Raw genomic sequence first — 24,794 nt, 5'->3', positions numbered from 1 at the left:
CCATGGCGACTGCCATCCGCAGCGACCTGCGCAACGTGGCGATCGTGGCCCACGTCGACCACGGCAAGACGACCCTCGTCGACGCCATGCTCAAGCAGACGAACTCGTTCGACGCGCACTTCGACACCGAAGACCGCATGATGGACTCGAACGAGCTCGAGCGCGAGAAGGGCATCACGATCCTCGCGAAGAACACCGCGGTGCTCTACAACGGTGCCCACGCGACCGACGGCCCGATCACCATCAACGTGATCGACACCCCGGGCCACGCCGACTTCGGCGGCGAGGTCGAGCGCGGCCTGTCCATGGTCGACGGCGTCGTCCTGCTGGTCGACGCGTCCGAGGGCCCCCTGCCCCAGACGCGCTTCGTGCTCCGCAAGGCCCTCGCGGCCAAGCTCCCCGTCATCCTGCTGGTCAACAAGACCGACCGTCCCGACGCGCGCATCGACGAGGTCGTCGCCGAGAGCCAGGACCTGCTCCTCGGCCTCGCCAGCGACCTGAGCGAAGAGGTCGACGACCTCGACCTCGACGCCATCCTCAACGTGCCCGTCGTCTACGCGTCCGGCCGCAACGGCGCCGCGTCCGTCAACAAGCCCGCCGACGGCTCGCTGCCCGACAACGACGACCTCGAGCCGCTGTTCGACGCGATCCTCACGCACGTGCCCGCGCCGACCTACGACGACGAGCACCCGCTGCAGGCGCACGTCACCAACCTCGACGCCTCGCCGTTCCTCGGCCGTCTCGCGCTCCTCCGCGTGTTCCACGGCACCCTGAAGAAGGGCCAGACCGTCGCCTGGGTCAAGGCCGACGGCACCGTCGCGAACGCCCGCATCACCGAGCTGCTCATCACCAAGGCCCTCAGCCGCTACCCGGCCGAGAGCGCGGGCCCCGGCGACATCGTCGCGGTCGCCGGCTTCGACACGATCACGATCGGTGAGACCCTCTCCGACCCCGACGACGTGCGGCCGCTCCCGACCATCACGGTCGACGACCCCGCCATCTCGATGACGATCGGCACCAACACGTCGCCCATCATCGGCAAGGTCAAGGGGCACAAGCTGACCGCCCGCATGGTCAAGGACCGCCTCGACCGCGAGCTGATCGGGAACGTCTCGCTCAAGGTCGTCGACATCGGACGCCCCGACGCGTGGGAGGTCCAGGGCCGCGGCGAGCTCGCGCTGGCCATCCTCGTCGAGCAGATGCGTCGCGAGGGCTTCGAGCTCACCGTCGGCAAGCCCCAGGTCGTCACCCGCCGCGACGAGAACGGCAAGCTCCAGGAGCCGTTCGAGCACATGACGATCGACGTGCCCGACGAGTGGCTCGGCGCGATCACGCAGCTGATGGCCGCCCGCAAGGGCCGCATGGAGAACATGGCGAACCACGGCTCGGGCTGGGTCCGCATGGAGTTCATCGTCCCGTCGCGCGGCCTGATCGGCTTCCGCACGCAGTTCCTCACCGACACGCGCGGCACCGGCATCGCCAACGGCATCAGCCACGGCTACGGCCCCTGGGCCGGCGAGATCTCGACCCGCACCAACGGCTCGATCATCGCCGACCGCTCCGGCGTCGTCACGCCCTTCGCGATCATCAACCTGCAGGAGCGCATGACGTTCTTCGTGCAGCCGACCGAAGAGGTCTACGAGGGCATGGTCGTGGGTGAGAACTCGCGCGCCGACGACATGGACGTCAACATCACCAAGGAGAAGAAGCTGACCAACATGCGTCAGTCGACGGCCGACAACTTCGAGTCGATGACCCCCTCCAAGGTGTTGTCGCTCGAGGAGGCGCTCGAGTTCGCCGGTGACGACGAGTGCGTCGAGGTCACCCCCGACGCCATCCGCATCCGCAAGGTCGAGCTCGACGCCAGCGCCCGCCAGCGCAGCACGGCTCGCCTCAAGAAGCAGAACGCGTAACCAGCACCCGGTCAGGACGACCCGGCCAGGTCACGGAGGAGGCGCCCCGCAGCAGTGCGGGGCGCCTCCTTCGCTGTCTGCCCGGCCCCCGTTCTCGTCCCGAGCCCCGGTGCCACGCCTCGGTCCTCGTGGTGGTGCAGGGGCCGCACGTTCCACGGCTCCGCACAGCGGCGGGCGCTACGGTCGTCGCCGTGACCACGCTGACCCGCACTCCCCGCACCCGCCTCGTCCGCTCCGCCTCCGCCGTGCTGCTGGCCGGCGGGGTCGTCGTCGGCCTGACCGCGTGCGGCGAGGGCTCGATGGTCGACAACATCGTGGGCAGCGCCGTCGACCAGGGCGTCGAGAGCGTGCGCGGCACCGTCGAGGACGCGGTGGGCGACGTGCTCGGCGGCGCGAGCGTGTCGACCGACGGCACCCTGCCCGAGTCGTTCCCGACCGACGTCCCGCTGCTCGACGGCACGGTCCGCGGCGGGGGAGCGGGCCCCGAGGGCACGGGCTGGGTCGCCCAGCTCACCGTCGCAAGCCTCGACGACTTCGCCACGGCCCAGACCCAGCTCGAGGGCGCCGGCTACACGGCGAGCGGGGTGAACGTCGACGGCGACACCGCCCTCGGCACGTTCACCGGGGCGACGTACCGCGTGCTGCTGACGCTCACGACGCAGTCCTCGGACGGTGCCGTCGTCGCGACCTACGTCGTCACGCCCCTCTAGCTCGGCGCGCCTGTCCGGTCGAGGCGTCGGCCAGGCCCTGCGGGGCGGTCGTCCGGGCCCTCCCGCAGGAGGCGCGCCTCAGCCCAGCAGGGACTCGCCGACCCAGCCGCCCTGGCTCGCCCCCGGCGGCACGGCGAAGATGCCCGAGCCGACGTGCTTGAGGTACTCGTTCATCCGGTCGTTCCGCGCGAGCGCCGTCTGGATCGGCACGTACTGGCGTCGAGGGTCCCGCTGGAACGCGATGAAGAAGAGCCCGGCGTCGAGCCGCCCGAGCGAGTCGTTGCCGTCGACGAAGTTGTAGCCACGGCGCAGCAGGGTCGCCCCGTCGTTCTGGTCGGGGTGGGCGAGCGCCACGTGCGAGTCCACGGCGATGGCGGGGCCTGAGCCGTCCGCCGACACGGCCGAGAAGTCGGGGGCCGTGAACTCCGAGCCGCCCGACAGCGGCGCGCCCTCGCCCTTGTCGCGGCCGACGACCGTCTGCTGCTCGGCGAGCGAGGCGTGGTCCCAGGTCTCGATGGTCATGCGGATCTTGCGGGCGACGAGGTACGAGCCGCCGTCCATCCAGCCGGCGCCGTCGCTTCCGGCGGCCCAGACGCCCTGCTCGACGGCCGCGCCGTCCTCCGCGCGCAGGTTCGCGGTGCCGTCCTTGAAGCCGAACAGGTTGCGGGGCGTCGACTGGCCGCGGGTCGTCGACGAGGTGCGGCCGAAGCCGAGCTGCGACCAGCGCAGCGAGGCCCGGCCGAAGGCGATGCGCGACAGGTTCCGGACGGCGTGCACGGCGACCTGCGGGTCGTCGCTGCAGGCCTGGACGCACAGGTCCCCGCCGGTCAGCGCCTCCTCGAGCTGGTCGCCGGAGAAGTGCGGCAGGTCGACGAGCGCGGCGGGCCTCCGGGAGGCGATGCCGTAGCGGTCGGCCCCGGTCGCGTCCGTGAAGAGCGTGGGGCCGAAGCCGATCGTGATCGTGAGCCCGGCGGCGGGCAGCCCTGTCGCCTCCCCGGTGTCGTCCGGCGGTGCGAGGGGCGAGCCTCCGGTCGCCCCCGCCTCGCTGACGTCGAGGCCCTGCGTCAGGCGGGCGGCGGCGGCGCTCCAGTCCTGCAGCAGCTCGACGAGGTCCCGCCGCGTGGTGCCGGCGGCCATGTCGAACGACGCGAAGTGCAGCCGGTCCTGGGCCGCGGTCGTGATGCCCGACTGGTGGCGGCCGGCGAAGGGGTAGCGGGCCGCGGCGCCGGAGGTGCCCTGCGCGTGCGCCTGCAGGGCCCGGTCGCCGCCGACCCCGACGCCCACGCCGAGGGCGCCCGCGCCGACGCCGGTGCCGATCAGGCCCAGCAGTCCGCGGCGGGAGAGCCCGCGCGACGGGGCGCCGCGACCCGGAGTCCCGTCGGCCCCGGCCGTCTCGCTCGTCGCGCCCCGCGCCTCCTCGCTCGTCATCGTCCGCCCTCGCGCACCCGTCAGCCGACCAGCGTCGAGGTGAGCTCGCTGAGGGGCTCGCTCAGGGCGTTGACGGCGTCGCTCAGCTTCTTCTTGTCGGCGTCCGTCAGCTCCGTGTACGAGGGGTATCCGGCCTCGAGGCTGCCGTACGACGAGAGCAGGTCCTCGAGGGCGGAGAGGCGCGAGTCGATGCGGTCGACGAGCTCCGGGTCCTTGTCGGCGACGATGTCGCGCACGCCCTCGTAGGCGACGCGGGCGCCCTCGAGGTTGCCCTGGAAGTCCCAGAGGTCGGTGTGCGACCAGATCTCTTCCTCACCGGTGATCTTGCCGGTGGCGACCTCGTCCATCAGGCCGACGGCGCCGTTGCTGATCGTGTCGATGCTGATCGAGAACCCGCTCGCCGTCACGGCCGACTGCAGCTCGGCCGTGTCTGCCGTGAGCAGGTCGGCGAAGCGGGTGCGCTCGTCCGCGGTCAGGGGCGTGTACGCCTCGCCGCCGTTCTCGTCGACGGTCGGCTGCCAGAGGTCCTTCTCGATCCGGTGCCAGCCGGTCCACTCGGTGCCGGGCTCGACGTCTGCCTCGCGGAAGTCGATCGCCGGGTCGAGGTCGCCGAACGACTCGGCGACGGGCTCGATGCGCTCGTAGTGGGCGCGTGCGGTCGGGTAGAGGCTCCGCGCGAGGTCGTCGTCGCCGGTCGTGTACGCGTCGAGGAAGGCCTGGGTCGCGGGCACGAGCTGCCCGACCTGGTCCTTGACGTAGCCGAGGTAGGCGGCGGCCGCGGCGTCGACCTGCTCCTTCTCGGTGCCCGCGGGCGTCACGTCGGCGCCCGAGTCGGTCACGGTGAACGGCGCCCGGACGCCCTCGCCGACGAGGCCGGGGATGCACGCCGTGACGTAGTCGCCGGGCTGGACCGCGACGGTCATCGAGGCGCTGGTGCCCGGGCCGATGTTCTCCTTCTCGCTGATGATGCGCAGGCCGTCGGAGGCGAGCAGCTCGAACTCGGTGTTGTCGTCGCCCGTGTTCGTCACGGTGAACGTGACGGGGCCGCTCGGCGCCGTGCTGGCCGAGAGCGAGCACGCGTCGGCGTTCCCGTCGACCGTGACGACGGTCGCGCCGGCCGTGGCCGCGCCGCCGGGGGAGTTCGCGACGCAGCCGGTCAGCGCGAGCGCGACGAGCGCCGCTCCGGAGACGAGGGCGAGGGGACGAGGGGTCATCGTGGTGCTCCTGCGGTCGTGCGGGTGGTGGGTCGGTCGGCGGGAGAGCCGCTCGGGGAGGCGGTGGTCGCCTCCGCCGGGCGGGGCGCACGGCCGCGGGCGGCGCGCGCGAACAGCGGGACGACGACGGCGAGGTAGGCGAGCCAGACGCCCGCCTGCAGCCAGCTCGGCGTCGGGGTGAAGTTGACGAGGCCCTGCAGCAGGGTGCCCCACCAGCTCGTCGGGGGCACGGCGGCGCTGACGTCGAAGGCGAGGGAGGTGCGGCCCGGCAGCACGCCCGCCTCCTGCAGGTCTCCCACCCCGTAGGCGAGCACCCCGGCCGCGACGAGCACGAGCAGGTACCCGGTGACCGTGAAGAACCGACGGAGGTCGAGGCGGACGACCCCGCGGTAGATCGCGACCTCGATCGCGACGGCCGTGAGGATGCCGAGCAGGGCGCCCACGACGGGAGCCTCGCCGCCTCCGGTCGACTGCACCGTCGCCCAGACGAACAGGGCGGTCTCGATGCCCTCGCGCCCGACCGACAGGAAGGCGAGCGCGACGACCGCCCAGGCTCCGCCGGCGATCGCGCGGTCGAGGCTCGACTCGAGCTCGCCGCGCATGCTGCGCGCCGTCCGGGCCATCCAGAAGACCATCCAGGTGACGAACCCGACGGCGACGACCGAGAGGCCGCCGCCGATGATCTCCTGGGCCTGGAACGTCAGGCCGTAGGCGCCGAAGGTGAGCACGGCGCCGAGGCCGAGCGAGAGGACGACGGCGGCGGCGACGCCGAGCCAGAGGCGGGGGAGGACGTCACGGCGGCCGAGCTTGACGACGGCGGCGATGAGGATGCCCACGACGAGGGCGGCCTCGAGGCCCTCGCGGAGTCCGATGAGGTAGTTGGCGAGCACGGGCGACGGCTTTCGAGAGGAGGGCGTGCGGCGGTGGGGTGACCGCGACCGGTCCGGATAGTTTGGTTAGGCTAACCTCACCAGCTTCTCGGGCCGGACCGACCATAGTGCGGGGCGGCATATCCTGTCCAGTGATGACGTACTTCGGCTCCGCCTCCGATGCCCGCCAGGGCGACGCCCGCCCCGGCCAGCCCTCCGCCCTGCGGGCCGAGCGGGTCCTCTTCGTGCACGCCCACCCGGACGACGAGACGATCGCGACGGGCGGCACGATCGCCGCCCTCGTCGACGCCGGCGCCGAGGTGACGATCGTCACCTGCACCCGCGGCGAGCTCGGCGAGGTCATGCCCGACGACCTGGCCCGGCTGCGCGGTGACGAAGCCGCGCTCGCCGCCCACCGCGAGGGCGAGATCGCGGAGGCGATGCGCGACCTCGGCGTCCGCGACCACCGGTTCCTCGGCGACCCCGAGGCGCGCACCCACGGGCTGCCGGCGAGGGTCTACCGCGACAGCGGCATGGTCTGGCGGTCGGACGGCGTGGCCGGCCCGACCCCCGACCTGCACGGCGCCGCCTTCTGCGCGGCCGAGTTCGGCGAGATCGTGTCCGACCTGCAGGCCGTGGTCGAGTCCGTGCGGCCGACGGCGATCGTCAGCTACGACGAGGACGGCGGCTACCACCACCCCGACCACGTCCGGGCCAACCGGGCCGCCGTGCGCGTCGCGCGCCTGGCCGAGGTGCCCTTCTTCGCCGTCGTCGCGGGTGCCGAACAGGCCACGGGTGCCGAGGCCGAGGCTCTCGCCGCCGACGACTCGGTCCGCACGGTCGACGTCCGCGCCTCCACGGCCCGCCGTCTGGCCGCCCTGCGCCGCTATCGGACGCAGGTGGAGGTCGTCGACCTGCCCCGGGGAGCAGCGGGGATCCTCTTCCCCCACGGCGCGGTCCAGCCCGTGGGCACGAGCGAGTCGTTCCGCTTCGTGCCGGAGCCCGACTCCCGAGCGTCCGGCCCCGCCGGCGCCTCCGAGTTCGCCGACATGAGCACCGGCGGCCGGGTGGCGACCACGGTGCTCGCCCTCGCGGCGGGGGCCGTCTTCGGGGCCCTCGGCACGGTCGCCCACCAGGGCACCGTCACGGTCGCCGGCACGCCGATCTGGTCCGGCCTCGTGCTGTCGCTGGTGATGGCCGCGGCGCTGCTGGCCGGCATGCGCCTCCTCTTCGGCTCGAGGGTCGTCGCGGTCGCGGTCGCGCTCGGCCTGCTCGGCGCCGCGGCGCTGCTGTCGCAGCCGGGTGCGGGCGGCTCGGCGCTCGTCCCGGCGAACGGTCCCGGCTACGCGTGGACCTTCGGGCCCCTGCTGATCGCGATGGTCGTGATCGCCTGGCCCGCCCTGCCGCAGCGGGGCGCCGGGCCCGACGCCGGGTCGACGGCCGCATCGTCGACCGCGTCCGACTCCGCGCCCACCGCCTCCTCCGCCGGCACCCAGCCGACGGCGCGCTAGGCTGGACCCTCTGCCCGAGGTGAAGGGAACCCCCCGAACGTGACGTATGTGATCGCACTGCCCTGTGTGGATGTCAAAGACCGTGCCTGCATCGACGAGTGCCCCGTCGACTGCATCTACGAGGGCGAACGCTCGCTCTACATCCACCCCGACGAATGCGTCGACTGTGGCGCCTGCGAGCCCGTGTGCCCGGTCGAGGCGATCTACTACGAGGACGACCTGCCCGACAAGTGGGCCGAGTACTACAAGGCCAACGTCGAGTTCTTCGACGAGATCGGCTCGCCCGGCGGCGCGGCGAAGGTCGGGGTCATCGCGGGTGACCACCCCGTGATCTCCGCCCTGCCCCCGCAGGGCGCGCAGGCCTAGGCCCCGGTCGGTCATGGCGCTGTCGCTGCCCGATTTCCCCTGGGACTCGCTCGCGGCGGCGGCCACCGTCGCCCGCCGGCACGAGGGCGGCATCGTCGACCTCTCGGTCGGCTCGCCCGTCGACCCGACCCCCGACGTCGTCGCCAGGGCCCTCTCGGCCGCGACCGACGCCCACGCCTACCCGCAGGTCGCCGGCACCCCCGCGCTGCGGGCGGCCGTCGCCGAGTGGTACGAGCGCAGAAGGGGCGTGTCCGGCCTGCAGGACGCGAACGTCCTGCCCACCATCGGCTCCAAGGAGCTCATCGCGGGCATGGCCCTGTGGCTCGGCCTCGGTCCCGGCGACACCGTCGTGCACCCCGTCGCCGCCTACCCGACCTACGCGCTCGGCGCGGCGCTCGTCGGTGCCGACGTGCTGGCCAGCGACGACCCCGCCGAGTGGCCGGAGTCGACCCGGCTGATCTGGGTCAACAGCCCCGGCAACCCGGACGGAGCCGTCCTCGACCACGAGCACCTGCGTGCGGTGGTGGCGCGCGGCCGCGAGCTCGGAGCCGTCGTCGCCGGCGACGAGTGCTACGCCGAGCTCGGCTGGGAGGGCGAGTGGGCCGACAGCCCGACGCCTTGCATCCTCGACCCGAGGGTCGTCGGCGACGACCTGCGCGGCGTCGTCAGCGTCTACTCCCTCAGCAAGCAGTCGAACCTCGCCGGCTACCGGGCCGGCTTCGTGGCCGGCTGCGACCACGTGGTCGGCCAGCTCCTGGCCGTGCGCAAGCACGCCGGCCTCATGCCGCCCGCCCCGGTGCAGGAGGCCATGCGCGTCGCGCTCGGCGACGAGGCGCACGTGCGCGAGCAGAAGGACCGCTACCGGGCCCGTCGCGCGGCCCTGGCCCCTGCCCTCGAGGCCGCGGGGTTCCGCATCGACCACAGCGAGGCCGGGCTCTACCTCTGGGCCACCCGCGACGAGGACTGCTGGGCGAGCGTCGACTGGTTCGCCGAGCGCGGCGTGCTCGTCGCCCCGGGCAGCTTCTACGGCGTCGACGGCGGCCGCCACGTGCGGGTCGCCCTCACGACTACGGACGAGCGGATCGCCGGGGCCGTGGAGCGCCTCCAGGGCTGACCGCTAGGGTGACAGGGTGACTGATCCTGCCAACGACGCCCAGAAGGCCACGCTGCAGTTCCCGGGGGACGGCCGAGTTCCCGATCGTGCCGAGCACCCAGGGTGCCTCGTCGATCGACATCTCGAGCTTCACCAAGCAGACCGGCTACACGACCCTCGACACGGGGTTCGTGAACACCTCTGCGACCCGCTCGAAGATCACCTACATCGACGGTGACGAGGGGATCCTGCGCTATCGCGGCTACCCGATCGAGCAGGTGGCCGAGAACTCGACCTACCTCGAGACCGCGTGGCTGCTCATCTACGGCGAGCTGCCCACCGCCGACGAGCTCGCCGACTTCGACGCCCGCATCCGCCGCCACACCCTGCTGCACGAAGATCTCCGCCGCTTCTTCGACGCGCTGCCGCACCACGCGCACCCCATGTCGGTGCTCTCGAGCGCGGTGGGCGCGCTCGGCACCTTCTACGAGGGGTCGATGAGCGTCAGCGACCCTGCCCAGGTCGAGCTGCAGACCATCCGCCTGCTCGCGAAGCTGCCGGTCATCGCCGCGTACGCGCACAAGAAGAGCCTCGGCCAGGCGTTCCTCTACCCGGACAACTCCCTCAGCTTCGTCGACAACTTCCTCAAGCTGAACTTCGGCACGATGGCCGAGCCGTACGAGGTGAACCCGGTCCTCTCGAAGGCGCTCGAGCGCCTCCTCATCCTGCACGAGGACCACGAGCAGAACGCGTCGACGTCGACCGTCCGCCTCGTCGGGTCGACGCAGGCGAACATGTTCTCGTCGATCTCCGCCGGCATCAGCGCGCTCTACGGCCCGCTGCACGGCGGCGCGAACGAGGCCGTGCTCACGATGCTCGCCGAGATCCGCGACAGCGGCCAGGGCGTCGAGCGCTTCGTCGAGCGGGTCAAGAACAAGGAAGACGGCGTCAAGCTCATGGGCTTCGGGCACCGGGTCTACAAGAACTTCGACCCCCGCGCCCGCCTCGTGAAGGAGAGCGCGACCGAGGTGCTCGCCGCGCTCGGCGTGAAGGACGACCTCCTCGACATCGCCATGGAGCTCGAGGACATCGCCCTCGCCGACGACTACTTCGTCGAGCGCAAGCTCTACCCCAACGTCGACTTCTACACCGGCGTGATCTACAAGGCGATGGGCTTCCCGCCGCGCATGTTCACGGTGCTGTTCGCCATCGGCCGCCTGCCGGGCTGGATCGCCCACTGGCGCGAGATGAACCAGGATCCGGCGACCAAGATCGGCCGCCCGCAGCAGCTCTACCTGGGCGAGACCCAGCGCGACTGGCCGCAGCGCTAGCAGCGGCACCAGCAACGCAGACGGGCGGGTCCGTCGCGACCGGGCGTCGATGACGACCCGGGGACGACGGACCCGCCCGTCCTGTCGTCGCGGCTACGCGTGCAGCTGCGAGTTGAGCGTGATGCCGTGGCCCTTGCGCGGCAGGACCTCGACGGCGCCGGTCACCGAGTTACGGCGGAACAGCAGCCCCGGGCGGCCCGAGAGCTCGACGGCCTTGACCGTCTGCTGCTTGCCGTCGTTCGTCGGCGTCCCGCCCACGACGACGACCTTGGTGCCCGCCGTGACGTAGAGGCCGGCCTCGACGACGGTGTCGTCGCCGATCGCGATGCCGATGCCGGCGTTGGCGCCGAGCAGCGCGCGCTCGCCGATGGTGATGCGCTGGGTGCCGCCTCCCGACAGGGTCCCCATGATGGAGGCGCCGCCTCCGATGTCCGACCCGTCGCCGACGACGACCCCCTGCGAGATGCGGCCCTCGACCATCGACGCGCCGAGCGTGCCCGCGTTGAAGTTGACGAAGCCCTCGTGCATCACGGTGGTGCCGGGCGAGAGGTGGGCGCCGAGGCGCACGCGCGAGGCGTCGGCGATGCGCACGCGGTCGGGAGTGACGTAGTCGAGCATCCGCGGGAACTTGTCGATGCCCGTCGTCGCGATGCCGGCGCGCTGCAGCGACGGGCGGAGGCGGGTGAAGTCGTCGGGGTGCACCGGTCCGGCGTTGGTCCAGACGACGATGGGCAGGTGGCCGAAGACGCCGTCGAGGTCGATGGAGTTCGGCGCGACGAGCAGGTGGCTCAGGAGGTGCAGCCGCAGGTAGGCGTCGGGGGTCGACGCAGGAGGCGTGGCGAGCTCGATCTCGACGGTCACCGGGACGAGGTCGACGCCTCGACGGGCGTCGGGCCCGGCGGCGTCCGCGATCTCGGCGGGCACGAGGGCCGGGTCGCGGTCGGCGGGCAGCCGCCCGAGCGACGGCGCGGGGAACCAGGTGTCGAGCGTGCTGCCGTCGCTGGCGACGGTGGCGAGCCCGTACCCGTGGGCGTGGGTGGCGGCGGAGGTGTCCGTGGTCATGCCCTCGATCGTAGGGCGGCGGGGAGGCGCCGCCCGGCGACCTGCCGGGCACCGGCCCTACACTCGGGTCCATGCCGCCCTTCGACCTGAGCGTGTCCGCCGTCGACGTCACCCGCCAGCTCTGCGACGTCGAGTCCGTCTCCGGGAACGAGCAGGCGGTGGCCGACTCGATCTGGCAGGCCCTCGAGGGGCGCGACCACCTCACGCTGTTCCGCGACGGCGACGCGATCGTCGCCCGCACCGAGCTCGGCCGCGCCAGCCGAGTGGTGATCGCCGGGCACATCGACACCGTGCCGCTGAACGACAACCTGCCCACCCGGTTCGAGACCGACGACGACGGGGTCGAGTACCTGTGGGGCCGCGGCACCGTCGACATGAAGGCGGGCAGCGCCGTCCACCTCCGACTCGCGGTCGAGCTCACGGAGCCCGTGGTCGACGTCACCTGGGTCTGGTACGACCACGAAGAGGTGTCGGACGCCCTCAACGGGCTCGGCCGGCTCGCACGGCTGCACCCGCACCTCCTCGAGGCCGACTTCGCCATCCTCGGCGAGCCCACCCGCAGCGAGGTCGAGGGCGGCTGCAACGGCAACCTGCGGGCAGAGATCCGCACCTTCGGCGCCCGGTCGCACAGCGCGCGGTCGTGGGTGGGCTCGAACGCCATCCACGCGGCCGCCCCGATCCTCGACGTGCTGGCGGCGTACGAGGCGCGCGAGGTCGAGGTCGACGGGCTCGTCTACCGCGAGGGGCTGAACGCCGTCGGGATCACCGGCGGCGTGGCCGGCAACGTCATCCCCGACGAGTGCATGGTGCACGTCAACTACCGCTTCGCGCCGAGCCGCAGCGCGGACGAGGCCGTCGCGCACGTCCGTGAGCTCTTCGCCGGCTTCGACGTGACGATCGTCGACCTGGCACCGGGCGCCCGTCCCGGCCTCGACGCTCCGCTGGCCCAGCAGTTCCTCGAGGCCGTCGGCGGCGAGGCGAAGCCGAAGTACGGCTGGACCGACGTCGCGCGCTTCTCCGCCCTCGGCGTGCCCGCGGTCAACTACGGCCCCGGCGACCCGCTGCTGGCCCACCACGACGACGAGCGCGTGCCCGTGCAGCAGATCCTCGACAACGAGCGCGGACTGCGGGCGTGGCTGACGGCCTGACCACGCGGCCGTCCCCGGCGTCGTCGACCCGTGCGTCGTCGTCGACCGATCGGGCCTCGCGCAGCTCTGACGCACGCCGCTGGCTGACCGTCCGCTGGCGGCTGCTGCCCTGGTGGGCCCGCGTGCTCGGCGTCTTCGCCGTCTCGCGCGTGGTCAGCACGGCCCTGCTCGTCAGCTTCGCGCAGCGCCAGGGAGCGAACGCCTGGACGCTCGCCAGCCCGGACTACGCGAGCTTCGCCAGCATCTGGGACGGCCATTGGTACTACATCATCGCGGCGGTCGGGTACCCGTCGACGCTGCCGCTCACCGAGACGGGCCACGTCGCCGAGAACGCGTGGGCGTTCATGCCGGCCTACCCGATGCTCGTCCGCGGTCTCATGGAGCTGACCGGCGCCTCCTTCGCGACCCTCGCCGTGGTCGTGTCGACCGTCTTCGCGGGCGGCACGGCCCTCCTGTTCTACAAGCTCCTCCGACACGTGCTGCCCGAGGGCACCGCGCTCTTCGGCGTGGTGCTGTTCTGCGCCTCGCCGCTGTCGCCGCTGCTGCAGGTCGCCTACGCCGAGTCGATGTTCCTGTTCCTGCTCTGTGCGGCCCTGCTGCTGCTCCTGCAGCGGCGCTACGTGGCGATGCTGCCGGTGGTGCTGGTCATGTCGTTCACCCGGCCGGGTGCCCTCCCGCTGGCCCTCGCGCTCGGCCTGCACACGATCTGGCGCTGGTGGCGTCGACGCGACGACCCGTTCCCCGGCCGCGAGATGCTCGCCGCGGGGACGGCCACGGTGGCGACGGCCGTCTTCGGGGTCGGCTGGCTGCTCGTGGCCGGACTCGTCACCGGCAGGCTCGACGCGTACACCGAGACGGAGCTCGCCTGGCGCTCGGCGTACATCGGCTACGGCCCGCTGGTGCCGTTCACGCCCTGGATCGAGGGGGCGAACTGGTGGTTGCCGGGTGGTCTGGGGGTGGCTCTGCTGGTGATCTCGCTGATCGCCCTCGGAGTGCTCCTGCTGGGCCCGTGGGGACGACGACTCGGCGTCGACCTCCGGCTGTGGAGCCTCGCCTACGCGCTCTACCTGCTCGCCGTGTTCTTCCCGCAGTCGAGCACCTGGCGCCTGCTGATGCCGCTGTTCCCGCTGCTCGGAGTGCTCGCGCTGCCGCGCTCGAGGGTCTGGCGAGTCGCGGTCGTGCTGCTCGCCGTGGCGGGCCAGTGGCTCTGGATCGACTGGTGCTGGTGGGTGGACGGGTACGACTGGACGCCCCCGTGAGCCGGGTGACGCCTCCTCTTGTTTAGGTGTCAGCCGCACAATCACGGATAATGGGATCTGAATCTTCGCGAAAGGGGACTATCTGATGGCAGCCATGAAGCCGAGGACCGGCGACGGGCCTATGGAGGCCGTGAAGGAGGGCCGCCTCATCATCGTGCGTGTTCCGCTCGAAGGTGGCGGCCGCCTCGTGGTGTCGGTCAACGACGACGAAGCACGAGAGCTCCACGACGCGCTGGCGAACGTCGTCGGCGACTAGGCACGACCTCCCGCATCACCCTCGACGCCCCGTCGGCCCAGGCCGGCGGGGCGTCGGCGTGCGTGCGGACGGCGAGAGCCCTGCACCGGGCTCGGGGCCGTCAGCGCTTGACGAGCTGGAGCAGGCCGTCGCCGGCCGTCGACAGGGAGCTGATCACGGCGGGCGAGGTCGAGACCTCGGTGAGCAGGGTGCGGAACCCGGTCGTCGTCGCATCGCGCCTCGCCGGGTTGGCGACCGCGCCGTGCCAGAGTGCGTGCGCGACGAGCACGAGGCCGCCGGGGCGGGCCATCCGGATGCCGTGCTCCACGTACTCGATGACCGAGCCGGGGTCGGCGTCGACGAAGACGACGTCGTAGCTGTTCTCGTTCATGCGCGGCAGCACCTCAGCGGCGCGGCCGGTGATCAGGCGCACCCGGGCGGCGGGCACGCCGCCGCGCAGGTAGGCGTCGCGCGCCGCCTGCTGGTGCTCGATCTCGCGGTCGATGGAGGTGAGGGTCGCGTCGGGCGCACCGGCGAGCAGCCAGAGGCCGCTGACGCCCACGCCGGTGCCGATCTCGATGATGCTGCGGGCCCGCGACGAGGCGGTGGCGACGGCCAGCTGCGCGCCCACGGCGGGGGAGACGGCCTCGACCCCGACCTCGAGCGAGTGCTGCCGAGCCTCGGCCAGCGGTCCGCTCTCCGTCACGAGTTCTTCCGCGAACTTCCAGCTCGATTCGATCTGCGACACACTCACTCCTCGGTGCCCAAGCCTAGGGGCTGGCTGTCGGGGGCAGACGTTAGTCTGCATGCGTGTCCCTGTTCGGTCTGACGTTCGACAAGCTGCTGGTGATCGGCGTGCTCGCCGTCTTCCTCCTCGGCCCCGAGCGCCTGCCCGGCTACGCCTCGAAGCTGGCCCAGCTCGTCCGCAGCCTGCGCGACATGGCCAACGGCGCCAAGGCCCGCATGCGCGACGAGATGGGGCCCGAGTTCGACGAGGTCGAGTGGCAGAAGCTCGACCCGCGGCAGTACGACCCGCGGCGCATCATCCGCGACGCCCTCCTCGACGCCCCCGAGGCGGCCACGAAGCCGGTGTCGGGCGCGATGGCCCCGGCGGCGGCTGCCGTGTCGGTCGGGCTCCCCGGCGGCGGCCCGCGGCCGGAGCCCGAGCCGCTGGCCGTCGGCGAGGTCCCCCCGTGGGACGCCGAGGCGACCTAGCCCTGTCCCGCTCCCGGTCGCGCGGCTCAGCCCCGGCGGCACCCCGTCAGACCCCGCCGTGCAGCGCGGCGACCCGCGAGGCCTCCGCGCGCAGGGCGTCGACGACGCGGCGGACCGACGGTCGCTCCGCCCGGTCGCGACGCATCAGCACCGAGACGTAACGGACGGCACGGATGCTCTCGAGGGGCAGCAGGACCATGTCGTCCCGCGCCTCCTTCGCGGTGAACCGCGGCAGGACGGCGATGCCGAGGCCGGCGCCCACCAGCGACTCGGTCACCTTGGTGTCGCTGAAGCGCTGGGCGACGCGCACGGGGCTGCCCGTGACGCGCTCGATCTCGCGGTAGACCCACTCGAACGGGAAGTCGGTGGGGACCCCGATCCAGGTCTCGCCCTCGAGGTCGCCCGGGGAGAGCGAGGCTCGTCCCGCGAGGCGGTGGTCGGCCGGCAGCGCCACGTCGAGGGGCTCCGTGAGCAGCGGGACCGTCACGAGCCCGCGCCCGCGCCAGGCGCGCCCGTCGGGGGAGTGCGCGACGACGACGTCGTGGTCGGCGGCGAGGTCGGCGAACTCGAGGATGGACGGGTCGTGGTCGGTGGCCACGACCGTGAGGCCCGGGGTCTCGGCGATGGTCCGGAGCAGGCCCGGCAGCAGCATCTGCCCGCCGGTGGGGAAGGTCGCGAGGGTGACCTCACCCTGGGGCGTCGCGACGAAGTCGGCCCAGACGGCCTGGGCGCGCTCGAGGGCCACGGCCACGTCGGTGGCGGTCTGGGCGAGGACGCGGCCCGAGCCCGTCAGGACGACGCCTCGGCCCACCCGCTCGGTCAGGGCGACCCCGGCCTCCTTCTCGAGGACCTTCAGCTGCTGCGAGACGGCCGACGGGGTGCGGTGCGTCGCCTTGGCGACGGCGGCGATGCTGCCTCGCTCGGCGAGCTCACGGAGCAGTTCGAGCCTCTTGACGTCCATGTAGCGATTCTACGGTGTCACGGTAGAAAAGCATGGTTGTGCTTCCCTTTGTGAAGGCGCAGACTTGTCTTTGTCATCAGAGGGACCCCATGCCCTCTCCGCTCGGTCGACCTGGTCCCGAGCATCCGCAACGAGGCTGACCGACCGCCTACGAGACCTGTCGTCGTGCCCTGCACGACACCGGTCGAGGAGGCGGTCGATCGTCCTGCCCACACCGCGCGACAGCGCAGACAAAGAGAAGAACATGTTCACCGGAATCATCGTCCTGGCCGTCGCCGCGAGCATCGGCATCGTCGGATCCGTCGTCGCGGTCGCCCGTGACGGCTACCGTGCCATCCCGACCCGCACCTTCACCCGCTGGTCCTAGTCGGCTCGTCGCCGCCTCCCCTCGCCGTCGGTCCGTGCTGGAACCGATGACGAGCCGGCGGGCAGGTCGCGTCTCCTCCTGAGCGCGCCAGCCCGCGAGAGGCGGGCGATCGAGACACCCGAGAGGCCCCCGTGCACCTGCACGGGGGCCTCTCGTGCCCCCGCGAACGGCGGGCAGCGAGGCTCGCGCCACCCGGGGCGGCCGCTCCGCTCGAGGGCGGGGCACCCTCCGGGGAGAGTCGACCGACGAGTCAGCTGACGCTGAGGCCCAGCCGCCGACCGACGAGGCTGCGCGGGCGCACTGCGAGCGTGCCCGCGAGCGCGTCGATGACCCGCGCCGCAGGGTCGTCGGGCGCCGCGACGACGACGGGCGCCCCCAGGTCGCCGCCCTCGCGCAGACCGAGGCTCAGCGGCACGCTGGCGAGCAGCGGCACGTCGGACTCCTGCCCGGCCGAGAGGCGGCGTGCGGTCTCGGCGCCGCCGCCGGTGCCGAACAGCTCGAGCACGGTGCCGTCGGGCTGGGCGAGTCCCGCCATGTTCTCGACCACCCCGAGGAGGCGCTGCCCGGTCTGGCGTGCCACGACGCCGCTGCGCTCGGCGACGTCGGCCGCCGCGGGCTGCGGCGTCGTCACGACGAGCACCTCGGCGTGGGGCAGCAGCTGCCCGACCGAGATCGCGACGTCGCCCGTTCCGGGCGGCAGGTCGAGCAACAGCACGTCGAGGTCGCCGAAGAACACGTCCGTGAGGAACTGCTGGATGGTGCGGTGCAGCATCGGTCCGCGCCAGGCCACCGCGACCGACGAGTCGTCGACGAACATGCCGATCGAGATCACCTTCACCCCGTGGGCCACCGGGGGCAGGATCATGTCGTCGACCTGCGTGGGCTTGACGGCGGCGCCGTCCGGGCCGACCAGGCCGAGCAGGCCCGGGATGCTGAAGCCGTAGACGTCGGCGTCGACGATGCCGACCGACAGGCCGCGGGCCGCGAGCGAGACGGCGAGGTTGGCGGTCACGGTCGACTTGCCCACGCCTCCTTTCCCGCTGGTGACCGCGATGACGCGGGTGAGCGAGTCCGGTCCGAACTGCTGCACGCGGGCCCCCCGGCCGGCTCGGAGCTTCTCGGTGAGCGCGTGCCGTTCCTCCTTCGTCATGACGGTGACGTCGACCGTCACGTCCGTGACGCCGTCGACCGAGGCCGTCGCAGCTCGCACGTCGCGCTCGATCGTGTCGGCCGCGGGGCAGCCCACGATCGTCAGCTTGACCGAGACCGTCGCCGCGCCGGCCGCGTCGACCGACACGTCGCCGATCATGTCCAGCTCGGTGACCGGTCGGCGGATCTCGGGGTCGAGCACCGATCCCAGCGCCGTCCGCACGCGGGCTGCGGGGGTGCCTGCGTCAGCGGTGTCAGCCACGGGGCGCGTCGTCCGTCGTGGCCGCCGCAGCCGCCTCCTCGTCCCGGCGGTCCATCTCGTCGAGCAGCCCCCTCAGCTCGGCCCGGATGAAGTCCTTGCTGGCCATGTCGCGGATCGCGATGCGCAGCGCCACGACCTCGCGGGCGAGGTACTCGGTGTCGGCGAGGTTGCGCTCGGCCCGCTGGCGGTCCTGCTCGAACTGGACGCGGTCGCGGTCGTCCTGGCGGTTCTGCGCGAGGAGGATCAAGGGCGCGGCGTAGGAGGCCTGCAGCGACAGGATCAGGGTCAGCGCCGTGAAGCCGATCGCGGCGCTGTCGAAGCGGATGCTCTCGGGCGCCGTGGTGTTGTAGACCATCCACAGCACGCAGAACGCCGTCAGGGCGATCAGGAACTGCGGCGTGCCCATCGCCCGGGCGATCGCCTCGGTGGCGCGCCCGAAGCGGTCGCGTCCGACGCGGCGGCGTCCCGGCAGCACCCGGGTGCGCAGGCCCTTGGGGGAGTCGAGACGGACCGTGCTGCGGTTATCGCGTGCCACCGGTGGTCCTCCTCGTGGTCGTCGTCGGGGTCGTGGTCAGGGGGGCGCGGCGGGCACGGGCCCGCGAACGGCTGAGCGGTCTGTCCTGGTCGTTGCTGCGCCAGTCGTCGGGCAGCACGTGGTCCAGGACGTCGTCGATGGTCACCACCCCGACGAGGCGGTGGGCGGCGTCGACGACGGGCACGCTGACGAGGTTGTACGTCGCCATGACCCGCGTCACCTCGAGAGCCGTCGCGTCGACGCGCACCGGCTCGAGCTGCTGGTCGAGCAGCGTGCCCAGCCGCTCGTTGGGCGGGTAGCGGAGCATCCGCTGGAAGTGCACCATGCCGAGGAACCGCCCGGTCGGCGGCTCGTACGGCGGCAGGGTCACGCAGACGGCGGCCCCGAGCGCGGGCGCCAGCTCGTGGCGACGGATGAGGGCGAGGCCCTCGGCCACGGTCGCGTCGGCCGAGACGATGACCGGCTCGGTGGTCATCAGCCCGCCGGCGGTGTCCGCGTCGTAGCTGAGCAGCATGCGGACGTCGTCCGCCTCCTCCGGCTCCATCAGCTGGAGCAGCTGCTCCTTGCGCTCGTCGCCGAGCTGCGACATCAGGTCGGCGGCGTCGTCGGGCTGCATCTGGTCGAGCACGCCTGCGGCGCGCTGGTCGTCGAGCTGGGAGAAGATCTCGACCTGCTCGTCCTCCGGCAGCTCCTCGAGCACGTCGGCCAGGCGGTCGTCGGACAGCTCGGAGGCCACCTCGAGGCGGCGCTCGGGGGTCAGGTCGAGCAGGGTGTTGGCGAGGTCGGCGGGCACGAGGTCGGAGTAGGCGGCGATGAGGTGCTCGGCGCTCTGGGCCTCGCCCGTCTCGTTCTCCTCCGTCACCTCGTCCCACGTGGCGAACGCGGTGGGGCCCTTGCCGAAGGGCGACGGCGTGGTCTTCGGGCGGCGCAGGAACAGCTGGCCGATCTCCCAGTCGCCCTCGCTGACCTCGTCGATCGCGACGTCCTCGACGACGGCGCGGCCGCCGTCCCGGCGGAGGGAGACGCGGCGGCCGAGCATCTCGGCGATGACGCGGGTCTCGCCGCCGCGCTGCTCGAACCGACGGAGGGTGATGGTGCCGCTCGTGATGATCTGCCCCGAGCCGATGCTCGTGACGCGGCCGATGCTGACGAAGACGCGGCGCTTGCCGGGCACCTCGACGATCAGGCCGACGACCCGCGGCGGGTCGTCACGGCGGTAGACGACGAGGACGTCCCTCACCTTGCCCACCTTGTCGCCGGCGGGGTCGAAGACGGAGCACCCGGCGAGACGGGCGACGAAGACTCTGGTGGCGCTCACGGCTCCAAGTTAGTCGCTCAGCCCGACCGCGCCGCGTGCTGCCGTCCATGCCGACGTGTTTCACTGCTCTCATGACGAACCCGAGCCCGTGGGGCCGCCGAGCGCCGAGCATCCCGACCCTGCCCCGCGGCGACGTCCTCGGGACGTACGCGAGCTACCCCGAGGCCCAGGCCGTCGTCGAGCGCCTCTCGCACGCCGACTTCCCCATCAAGCAGCTCGCGATCATCGGGAACGAGCTCACCACGGTCGAGCGGGTCACCGGCCGGCTGACCTACGGCCGTGCGGCGCTGGCCGGCGCCGTCACCGGCCTCTGGATCGGCGTCTTCTTCGGGGCCGTCATGCTCCTCTTCTCGCCCGACACCGCCTCCGTCACGACGATCCTCGCGGCGTCGCTGATCGGCGCCGGCTTCGGCATGCTCTACGGCCTCGCCAGCTTCGCGATCAGCAGGCGCCGCCGCGACTTCACCTCGACCCACCAGGTGCTCGCCCGCAGCTACCAGATCGTCGTCGACCCGGAGCTCACCCACCGCGCGCAGCAGATCCTCGCGGGGCAGACGCCCGGGCGCTGAGGCGACCGGCACGCCCGCCGGTCGGGATCGTTCCGGACCCGTGACCCCGCTGTCCCGCACCCGCACCCGCAGTGGCAGCCGCAGGTGCAGCCCTCGCCTGCCTCCGTGCCGCCCGGCAGGAGAGGTCGCTCGGCGTCGACGGACCTGACCCGTCCCGGCCCGTGGCCGACCCCGGCCCCCGGTAAACTGGCGCGACCGTCCCCGACCCCGAGAGAGCGCCATGGCCCCGAGATGGACGCGGTTCGTCCGCGGCTGGCTGACCGCCGGCTTCTCCGTCGTCGTCGCCGCCTTCTCGCACGTCGCGGGCGGCGGTGCCGAGCCCGGCACGCTCGGGGTGGTGCTCGCGCTCGCCTTCTCGGTGCCCCTCTGCATAGCGTTGACCGGCCGTCGGGCCTCGCTGCTCCGTCTCGCCGTCTCGGTCGCCGCCAGCCAGCTCGCGTTCCACCTCCTGTTCTCGCTGGGCGCCGCCGCCGGCTCCGGCGCCTCGTCCGTGGGCGGGCACCACTCGCCCCTGGTCGTCACGGCCGGCGCGTCCGACGTGCTCGCCGCGCCCGGCGGGCACCACATGGCGACGGCCGGCGGGCTCATGTGGGCCGCCCACGCGGCCGCCGCGCTCGTCACCGTGGTCGGGCTGCGCTGGGGCGCCCACTGCCTCGAGCGCCTGGCCGCCGTGGCCGCCCACGGTCTCGCCCGCGTGCGCCGTGCGCTCTCCGGAGCCGTGCCGCGCGTGAGCACGGGCCCGCGCCTCCGTCCCGTCCTCGCCCTGCCCGGCCGACGTGCGCCGCCCCTCCGGGCGATCGGCGCGAGGCCCCTGCGCGGTCCGCCCCTGCCCGTCTGACCACCGCTCCGGCGTCGACTCCCGACGCCGGTGCCCGGCCCGCCGTCCGCTCGACGACGAGGCCCGGACCAGACGACACCGGCCGCCGCCGCGCGGCCAGACAGGACCACCACCATGACCACCACACGCTCCTCCTCGCGCCCGGCCGTCGCCGCGCGCGTCGCCGCAGCCCTCGGCGCCGCGGCCCTGCTCACGCTCGCCGCGCCCCTCGCGGCGTCGGCGCACGTGCGCGTCAACCCGGCCCAGGTCGACCCCGGCTCGTACGCCACCCTCACGTTCAAGGTGCCGACCGAGTCGGCCACGGCCGGGACCGTCGGCCTCACCGTCGACCTGCCTACCGACACGCCCTTCACGTCGGTCACCTACCAGCCGCTGCCGGGCTGGACGACGGTCGTCATCACGAGCACCCTCCCCGAGCCCGTCGAGCTCGACGGCGCGACCGTGACGGAGGCGCCCACCGAGGTCACCTGGACGGCAGACCCCGGCACGCAGGTCGGCCCGGGGGAGTTCCAGCAGTTCGTCCTCTCCGCGGGCGCCGTGCCGGAGACCGGCTCGATCACGCTGCCCGCTCACCAGACCTACTCGGACGGCTCGGTCGTCGACTGGGCGGACGAGACTCCCGCCTCGGGTGAGGAGCCGGAGTTCCCGGCCCCGGTGCTGTACGTCGAGGACGCCCCGCCCGCCGACGAGCACGGCGGCCACGACATGTCGGGCGGTGCGGACGGCGCTGCCGTCGCGGCCGGCGACGACTCGTCGTCCGGCGACGCCGGCTCCGCCTCGGACTCGGTCGCCGTGGGCCTCGGCATCGGCGGTCTCGCGCTCGGCGCCGTCGCGCTCGTCGTGAGCGTCGTGGCGCTGACCCGACGGCCCCGAGCCGCGGGTGCGACCCGACCCGGCACGGACGCGGCGGGGGAGCGCCGGTGATCCGCGGCTCCTCGACCCTGCCCGGTCGGGCGTCGGCCGGCCGGCGACGGTCCCGTGCCGCTCTCGTCGCCGGCGTCGTGGGCGTCGGGGCGGCGGGGCTGCTCGCGCTCGCACCGGTCTCGTCCGCCTCGGCGCACGACTACGTCGTGAGCAGCACGCCCGCCGAGGGCGGCACGCAGTCCGCCGAGCTGACCGAGGCCTCGATCACCTTCAACGACGTGATCCTCGACCTGTCGGGAACCGGCTCGTCGAACGTGCTCGAGGTGACCGACGCCTCCGGGCGGCACTTCGAGGACGGCTGCTCGGCCACCAGCGGGGCCACGCTGAGCACCGGGGTCGCGCTCGGCGCGGCGGGCGACTACACCATGACCTACCAGGCCGTCTCGGCCGACGGCCACACCGTGTCGGCGTCGCTGCCCTTCACCTGGGCGCCGCCCGCCGGGGCGAGTGTCGCCGAGGGAGCCGCCACCCGGCCCGCCTGCGACACCTCGGACGAGGGGGCGGGCGCGGACGGTGCGGGTCAGCCCACGGCCTCGGCGGAGCCGGGAGGCGCGGAGTCGACGGGCGCAGCCGTCCCGTCGGCCTCGGCCGACCCGACCGACGGCGCCACCGGCGAGGCCCTCGCCCAGAGTGATGACCCGGACGAGTCGAACCTCGGCCTCGTCGTGGGCATCGGGATCGGCATCGTCGTGCTGGCCCTCGTGGCCGTGGTCGTCGTGCTCGTGACGAGCCGACGGCGCGGCGACGACGTCGCCGGTCCCGCAGGCGAGGTGGACCGGACGGACGGGGAGGACGGCGCGGGACGCGCACACGGCCCGGACGGCACGGAGCCGGGCCCCGGCGCGGGACGCGACTGACGCAGCTGCCCGGCATGCGCCTCCTGCGGGGCCCGTGCTCCGGGCACGCGAGAGCCCCGGCCCCCTGAGGGGGACCGGGGCTCTTCCCGTGGGCGCGGCGCTACGGGCGTGGTGCTACGGGCGCGCGATCCAGGCCTCGACGTCCGCGACCGTGCGCGGGATGCCGACCGAGAGGTTCTCGGCACCGTCGGCCGTCACCAGGATGTCGTCCTCGATCCGCACGCCGACGCCGCGGAACTCCTCGGGCACGGTGAGGTCGTCGGGCTGGAAGTACAGCCCGGGCTCGATGGTGAACACCATGCCGGGCTCGAGGACGCCGTCGAGGTAGAGGTCACGGCGCGCCGCGGCGCAGTCGTGCACGTCCATGCCGAGGTGGTGGCTCGTGCCGTGCACCATGTAGCGGCGGTGGTACTGGTGGTCGGGCTCGAGGCTCTCCGCGGCGCTGACGGGCAGGAAGCCCCACTCGGCTGTGCGTTCGGCGATGACCTGCATCGCAGCGGCGTGGATCTCGCGGAACGCGATGCCGGGGCGCACGATGGCGAACGCGGCGTCGGCGGCCTCGAGCACGGCCTCGTAGACGAGTCGCTGCACGTCGCTGAAGCGGCCCGACACCGGGAGCGTCCGGGTGATGTCGGCGGTGTAGAGGCTGTCGAGCTCGATGCCGGCGTCGATCAGGATCAGGTCGCCGTCGGCGACCGGGCCGTCGTTGCGGGTCCAGTGCAGCACGCAGGCGTGGTCGCCGGAGGCCGCGATGGTGTCGTAGCCCACCGTGTTGCCGTCGGCCCGGGCGCGACGGTTGAAGGTGCCCTCGACGAGGCGCTCGCCACGAGGGTGGGCGACGATGTCGTCGAAGTCCGCGATGACGTCCGAGAAGCCTCGGCCGGTGACGGCGACCGCCTGCCGCATCTGCGCCACCTCCCACGCGTCCTTGACGAGGCGCAGCTCGCTCGCGTCGCGGGCCAGGACGTCGACGGCGGCGGCGGACGACGGGTCGGCGGCGGTCGCGTCCGCGCCCGTCTCGTCCGGGCCGGCGGAGTCGACCGCGGCCGCGACGACGGCGTCGACGCGCGCGGTCAGCTCGGGGTCGGCCTCGCGGAGCACGAGTGTGGCGCCGGTCGACGAGGCGACCACCGCGTCCAGCTCGGCGAGCTCACGGGTGGCGAGGTCGAGGTCGGCGCCGACCTGCGCGAGCGAGGGGCGAGGTCCCGTCCAGAACTCCCCGATCTCGGGGTCGGCGTAGAACTCGTCCGACTCGCGACCGGCGCTGGCGCGGAAGTACAGCGTGGCCTCGTGTCCGTCGCCGGAGGGCTCGAGGACGAGCACCGAGCCGGGCACGGTGGCGGAGCCCCAGCCGGTCAGGTGCGCGAAGGCGGAGTGCGCCCGGAACGGGTAGTCGCAGTCGTTCGAGCGGACCTTCGCGCGCCCGGCCGGGACGACGAGGCGCTCGCCGCGGTGCAGCTCGGAGAGGCGAGCTCGGCGGGCGGCTGCGAACGCGGCTTCCGCGCGCGCCGGGGGCATCACCTCGTCGCGATCGGCCCACTGGGACGAGATGTAGTCCTTGAACGAGTCCGAGCGGGGGGTGGTCGATCGGTTCGTGGTGGCACGGGGTGCCTTCTGTGCGTCCATGCCGCCATTGTCCCGCGAAGTCGCGGGCCGTCCA

Annotated in this window: 24 protein-coding genes and 1 pseudogene; 15 read left to right on the top strand and 10 right to left on the bottom strand. The window is 73.1% G+C overall.

Annotation, left to right across the window (positions count from 1 at the left end):
- The first annotated feature begins 2 nt into the window (after positions 1–2).
- Positions 3–1,913 (top strand): translational GTPase TypA, encoded by a 1,911-nt coding sequence (typA, locus tag ACZZ97_RS09745; protein ID WP_123548121.1) that lies wholly within the window; start codon positions 3–5, stop codon positions 1,911–1,913.
- A 191-nt stretch (positions 1,914–2,104) separates the two neighbouring features.
- Positions 2,105–2,623 (top strand): hypothetical protein, encoded by a 519-nt coding sequence (locus ACZZ97_RS09740; protein ID WP_463473014.1) that lies wholly within the window; start codon positions 2,105–2,107, stop codon positions 2,621–2,623.
- 78 nt (positions 2,624–2,701) lie between these two features.
- Here ACZZ97_RS09740 and efeB read toward each other — a convergent pair whose 3' ends face one another.
- From efeB to efeU, 3 genes are read right to left on the bottom strand one after another with little or no spacing between them, the layout of a single operon-like run.
- Positions 2,702–4,051 (bottom strand): iron uptake transporter deferrochelatase/peroxidase subunit, encoded by a 1,350-nt coding sequence (efeB, locus tag ACZZ97_RS09735; protein ID WP_463473013.1) that lies wholly within the window; start codon positions 4,049–4,051, stop codon positions 2,702–2,704.
- 20 nt (positions 4,052–4,071) lie between these two features.
- On the bottom strand, positions 4,072–5,265 hold the full coding sequence (efeO, locus tag ACZZ97_RS09730) for an iron uptake system protein EfeO (RefSeq protein ID WP_463473012.1): 1,194 nt from the start codon (positions 5,263–5,265) through the stop codon (positions 4,072–4,074).
- Positions 5,262–6,155: an iron uptake transporter permease EfeU gene (efeU, locus tag ACZZ97_RS09725; RefSeq protein WP_463473011.1), complete on the bottom strand. Its 894-nt coding sequence runs from the start codon at positions 6,153–6,155 to the stop codon at positions 5,262–5,264. The genes efeO and efeU overlap by 4 nt, the downstream gene beginning before the upstream one ends.
- Before the next feature lie 134 nt (positions 6,156–6,289).
- Here efeU and ACZZ97_RS09720 point away from each other — a divergent pair, with 134 nt between their 5' ends.
- From ACZZ97_RS09720 to ACZZ97_RS09705, 4 genes and pseudogenes are all read left to right on the top strand, one after another.
- A complete protein-coding gene (locus ACZZ97_RS09720) occupies positions 6,290–7,645 on the top strand; it encodes a PIG-L family deacetylase (protein WP_463473010.1) in 1,356 nt (451 codons plus the stop codon).
- A gap of 39 nt (positions 7,646–7,684) precedes the next feature.
- Positions 7,685–8,011 carry a ferredoxin gene (fdxA, locus tag ACZZ97_RS09715; protein ID WP_123548127.1) on the top strand — a complete coding sequence of 109 codons (327 nt, stop codon included), beginning with the start codon at positions 7,685–7,687 and terminating at the stop codon, positions 8,009–8,011.
- 13 nt (positions 8,012–8,024) lie between these two features.
- Positions 8,025–9,125 (top strand): succinyldiaminopimelate transaminase, encoded by a 1,101-nt coding sequence (gene dapC, locus ACZZ97_RS09710; protein ID WP_463473009.1) that lies wholly within the window; start codon positions 8,025–8,027, stop codon positions 9,123–9,125.
- 16 nt (positions 9,126–9,141) lie between these two features.
- Positions 9,142–10,435 (top strand): annotated as a pseudogene (locus ACZZ97_RS09705) (citrate synthase).
- 93 nt (positions 10,436–10,528) lie between these two features.
- Here ACZZ97_RS09705 and dapD read toward each other — a convergent pair.
- On the bottom strand, positions 10,529–11,497 hold the full coding sequence (dapD, locus tag ACZZ97_RS09700; RefSeq protein WP_463473008.1) for a 2,3,4,5-tetrahydropyridine-2,6-dicarboxylate N-succinyltransferase: 969 nt from the start codon (positions 11,495–11,497) through the stop codon (positions 10,529–10,531).
- Between the two features lie 71 nt (positions 11,498–11,568).
- Here dapD and dapE point away from each other — a divergent pair, with 71 nt between their 5' ends.
- The 3 genes from dapE (at position 11,569) to ACZZ97_RS09685 (ending at position 14,160) form a co-directional block, all read left to right on the top strand.
- The gene (gene dapE, locus ACZZ97_RS09695) at positions 11,569–12,645 is read left to right on the top strand and encodes a succinyl-diaminopimelate desuccinylase (protein ID WP_463473007.1); all 1,077 of its coding nucleotides are present in this window, start codon (positions 11,569–11,571) and stop codon (positions 12,643–12,645) included.
- Positions 12,630–13,904, top strand: coding sequence for a hypothetical protein (locus tag ACZZ97_RS09690; protein WP_463473006.1), 1,275 nt, complete (start codon positions 12,630–12,632; stop codon positions 13,902–13,904). The genes dapE and ACZZ97_RS09690 overlap by 16 nt, the downstream gene beginning before the upstream one ends.
- Before the next feature lie 85 nt (positions 13,905–13,989).
- Positions 13,990–14,160, top strand: a complete 171-nt coding sequence (locus ACZZ97_RS09685; protein WP_123548132.1) for a DUF3117 domain-containing protein — start codon at positions 13,990–13,992, stop codon at positions 14,158–14,160.
- 100 nt (positions 14,161–14,260) lie between these two features.
- Here the strand turns inward: ACZZ97_RS09685 and ACZZ97_RS09680 are convergent, their stop codons facing one another.
- Positions 14,261–14,887: an O-methyltransferase gene (locus tag ACZZ97_RS09680; RefSeq protein WP_463473005.1), complete on the bottom strand. Its 627-nt coding sequence runs from the start codon at positions 14,885–14,887 to the stop codon at positions 14,261–14,263.
- Positions 14,888–14,955: 68 nt separating this feature from the next.
- Between ACZZ97_RS09680 and ACZZ97_RS09675 the strand changes: the two genes are divergently transcribed.
- On the top strand, positions 14,956–15,354 hold the full coding sequence (locus ACZZ97_RS09675; RefSeq protein WP_463473788.1) for a Sec-independent protein translocase family protein: 399 nt from the start codon (positions 14,956–14,958) through the stop codon (positions 15,352–15,354).
- A gap of 46 nt (positions 15,355–15,400) precedes the next feature.
- On the opposite strand, the gene ACZZ97_RS09670 is transcribed toward ACZZ97_RS09675, so the two are convergent.
- Complete coding sequence (locus ACZZ97_RS09670) at positions 15,401–16,315, bottom strand: LysR family transcriptional regulator (RefSeq protein ID WP_123548134.1); 915 nt, start codon at positions 16,313–16,315, stop codon at positions 15,401–15,403.
- A 244-nt stretch (positions 16,316–16,559) separates the two neighbouring features.
- Between ACZZ97_RS09670 and ACZZ97_RS09665 the strand changes: the two genes are divergently transcribed.
- Positions 16,560–16,682, top strand: coding sequence for a hypothetical protein (locus ACZZ97_RS09665; RefSeq protein ID WP_255416193.1), 123 nt, complete (start codon positions 16,560–16,562; stop codon positions 16,680–16,682).
- Between the two features lie 250 nt (positions 16,683–16,932).
- Here ACZZ97_RS09665 and ACZZ97_RS09660 read toward each other — a convergent pair whose 3' ends face one another.
- The 3 genes from ACZZ97_RS09660 to ACZZ97_RS09650 are packed head-to-tail and all read right to left on the bottom strand — an operon-like array spanning position 16,933 to position 19,946.
- Positions 16,933–18,093, bottom strand: a complete 1,161-nt coding sequence (locus ACZZ97_RS09660) for an Mrp/NBP35 family ATP-binding protein (RefSeq protein WP_463473004.1) — start codon at positions 18,091–18,093, stop codon at positions 16,933–16,935.
- Positions 18,086–18,628 (bottom strand): DUF1003 domain-containing protein, encoded by a 543-nt coding sequence (locus tag ACZZ97_RS09655; RefSeq protein ID WP_314104258.1) that lies wholly within the window; start codon positions 18,626–18,628, stop codon positions 18,086–18,088. The genes ACZZ97_RS09660 and ACZZ97_RS09655 overlap by 8 nt, the downstream gene beginning before the upstream one ends.
- Positions 18,615–19,946, bottom strand: a complete 1,332-nt coding sequence (locus ACZZ97_RS09650; RefSeq protein ID WP_463473003.1) for a magnesium transporter MgtE N-terminal domain-containing protein — start codon at positions 19,944–19,946, stop codon at positions 18,615–18,617. The genes ACZZ97_RS09655 and ACZZ97_RS09650 overlap by 14 nt, the downstream gene beginning before the upstream one ends.
- 71 nt (positions 19,947–20,017) lie before the next feature.
- Between ACZZ97_RS09650 and ACZZ97_RS09645 the strand changes: the two genes are divergently transcribed.
- The 4 genes from ACZZ97_RS09645 to ACZZ97_RS09630 all read left to right on the top strand — a co-directional run bounded on the left by ACZZ97_RS09645 (position 20,018) and on the right by ACZZ97_RS09630 (position 23,134).
- Positions 20,018–20,515 carry a YflT domain-containing protein gene (locus ACZZ97_RS09645; RefSeq protein ID WP_314104255.1) on the top strand — a complete coding sequence of 166 codons (498 nt, stop codon included), beginning with the start codon at positions 20,018–20,020 and terminating at the stop codon, positions 20,513–20,515.
- 220 nt (positions 20,516–20,735) lie between these two features.
- Complete coding sequence (locus tag ACZZ97_RS09640) at positions 20,736–21,353, top strand: hypothetical protein (protein WP_463473002.1); 618 nt, start codon at positions 20,736–20,738, stop codon at positions 21,351–21,353.
- 114 nt (positions 21,354–21,467) lie between these two features.
- Positions 21,468–22,277, top strand: coding sequence for a YcnI family copper-binding membrane protein (locus ACZZ97_RS09635; protein ID WP_463473001.1), 810 nt, complete (start codon positions 21,468–21,470; stop codon positions 22,275–22,277).
- Entirely contained in the window at positions 22,274–23,134 is an 861-nt protein-coding gene (locus tag ACZZ97_RS09630) for a copper resistance CopC family protein (RefSeq protein WP_463473000.1), read from the top strand. The genes ACZZ97_RS09635 and ACZZ97_RS09630 overlap by 4 nt, the downstream gene beginning before the upstream one ends.
- A 114-nt stretch (positions 23,135–23,248) precedes the next feature.
- Here ACZZ97_RS09630 and ACZZ97_RS09625 read toward each other — a convergent pair whose 3' ends face one another.
- Positions 23,249–24,760: an aminopeptidase P family protein gene (locus tag ACZZ97_RS09625; protein ID WP_463472999.1), complete on the bottom strand. Its 1,512-nt coding sequence runs from the start codon at positions 24,758–24,760 to the stop codon at positions 23,249–23,251.
- Positions 24,761–24,794 lie beyond the last annotated feature (34 nt).

It is taken from the genome of Frigoribacterium sp. AC512 (assembly GCF_979258295.1).
Note: the sequence above shows the minus strand (reverse complement) of the source record. Positions and strands in the feature narration are given on the sequence as shown.

What these genes read in the sequence shown, in the direction of transcription:
- ACZZ97_RS09665 (WP_255416193.1), top strand. Translation starts at nt 16,560, where the DNA reads ATGTTCACCGGAATCATCGTCCTGGCCGTCGCCGCGAGCATCGGCATC.
- ACZZ97_RS09625 (WP_463472999.1), bottom strand. Translation starts at nt 24,760, where the DNA reads ATGGACGCACAGAAGGCACCCCGTGCCACCACGAACCGATCGACCACC.
- ACZZ97_RS09670 (WP_123548134.1), bottom strand. Translation starts at nt 16,315, where the DNA reads ATGGACGTCAAGAGGCTCGAACTGCTCCGTGAGCTCGCCGAGCGAGGC.
- efeO (WP_463473012.1), bottom strand. Translation starts at nt 5,265, where the DNA reads ATGACCCCTCGTCCCCTCGCCCTCGTCTCCGGAGCGGCGCTCGTCGCG.
- typA (WP_123548121.1), top strand. Translation starts at nt 3, where the DNA reads ATGGCGACTGCCATCCGCAGCGACCTGCGCAACGTGGCGATCGTGGCC.
- efeB (WP_463473013.1), bottom strand. Translation starts at nt 4,051, where the DNA reads ATGACGAGCGAGGAGGCGCGGGGCGCGACGAGCGAGACGGCCGGGGCC.
- ACZZ97_RS09720 (WP_463473010.1), top strand. Translation starts at nt 6,290, where the DNA reads ATGACGTACTTCGGCTCCGCCTCCGATGCCCGCCAGGGCGACGCCCGC.
- ACZZ97_RS09635 (WP_463473001.1), top strand. Translation starts at nt 21,468, where the DNA reads ATGACCACCACACGCTCCTCCTCGCGCCCGGCCGTCGCCGCGCGCGTC.
- dapD (WP_463473008.1), bottom strand. Translation starts at nt 11,497, where the DNA reads ATGACCACGGACACCTCCGCCGCCACCCACGCCCACGGGTACGGGCTC.
- dapC (WP_463473009.1), top strand. Translation starts at nt 8,025, where the DNA reads ATGGCGCTGTCGCTGCCCGATTTCCCCTGGGACTCGCTCGCGGCGGCG.
- ACZZ97_RS09645 (WP_314104255.1), top strand. Translation starts at nt 20,018, where the DNA reads ATGACGAACCCGAGCCCGTGGGGCCGCCGAGCGCCGAGCATCCCGACC.
- ACZZ97_RS09640 (WP_463473002.1), top strand. Translation starts at nt 20,736, where the DNA reads ATGGCCCCGAGATGGACGCGGTTCGTCCGCGGCTGGCTGACCGCCGGC.
- dapE (WP_463473007.1), top strand. Translation starts at nt 11,569, where the DNA reads ATGCCGCCCTTCGACCTGAGCGTGTCCGCCGTCGACGTCACCCGCCAG.
- ACZZ97_RS09685 (WP_123548132.1), top strand. Translation starts at nt 13,990, where the DNA reads ATGGCAGCCATGAAGCCGAGGACCGGCGACGGGCCTATGGAGGCCGTG.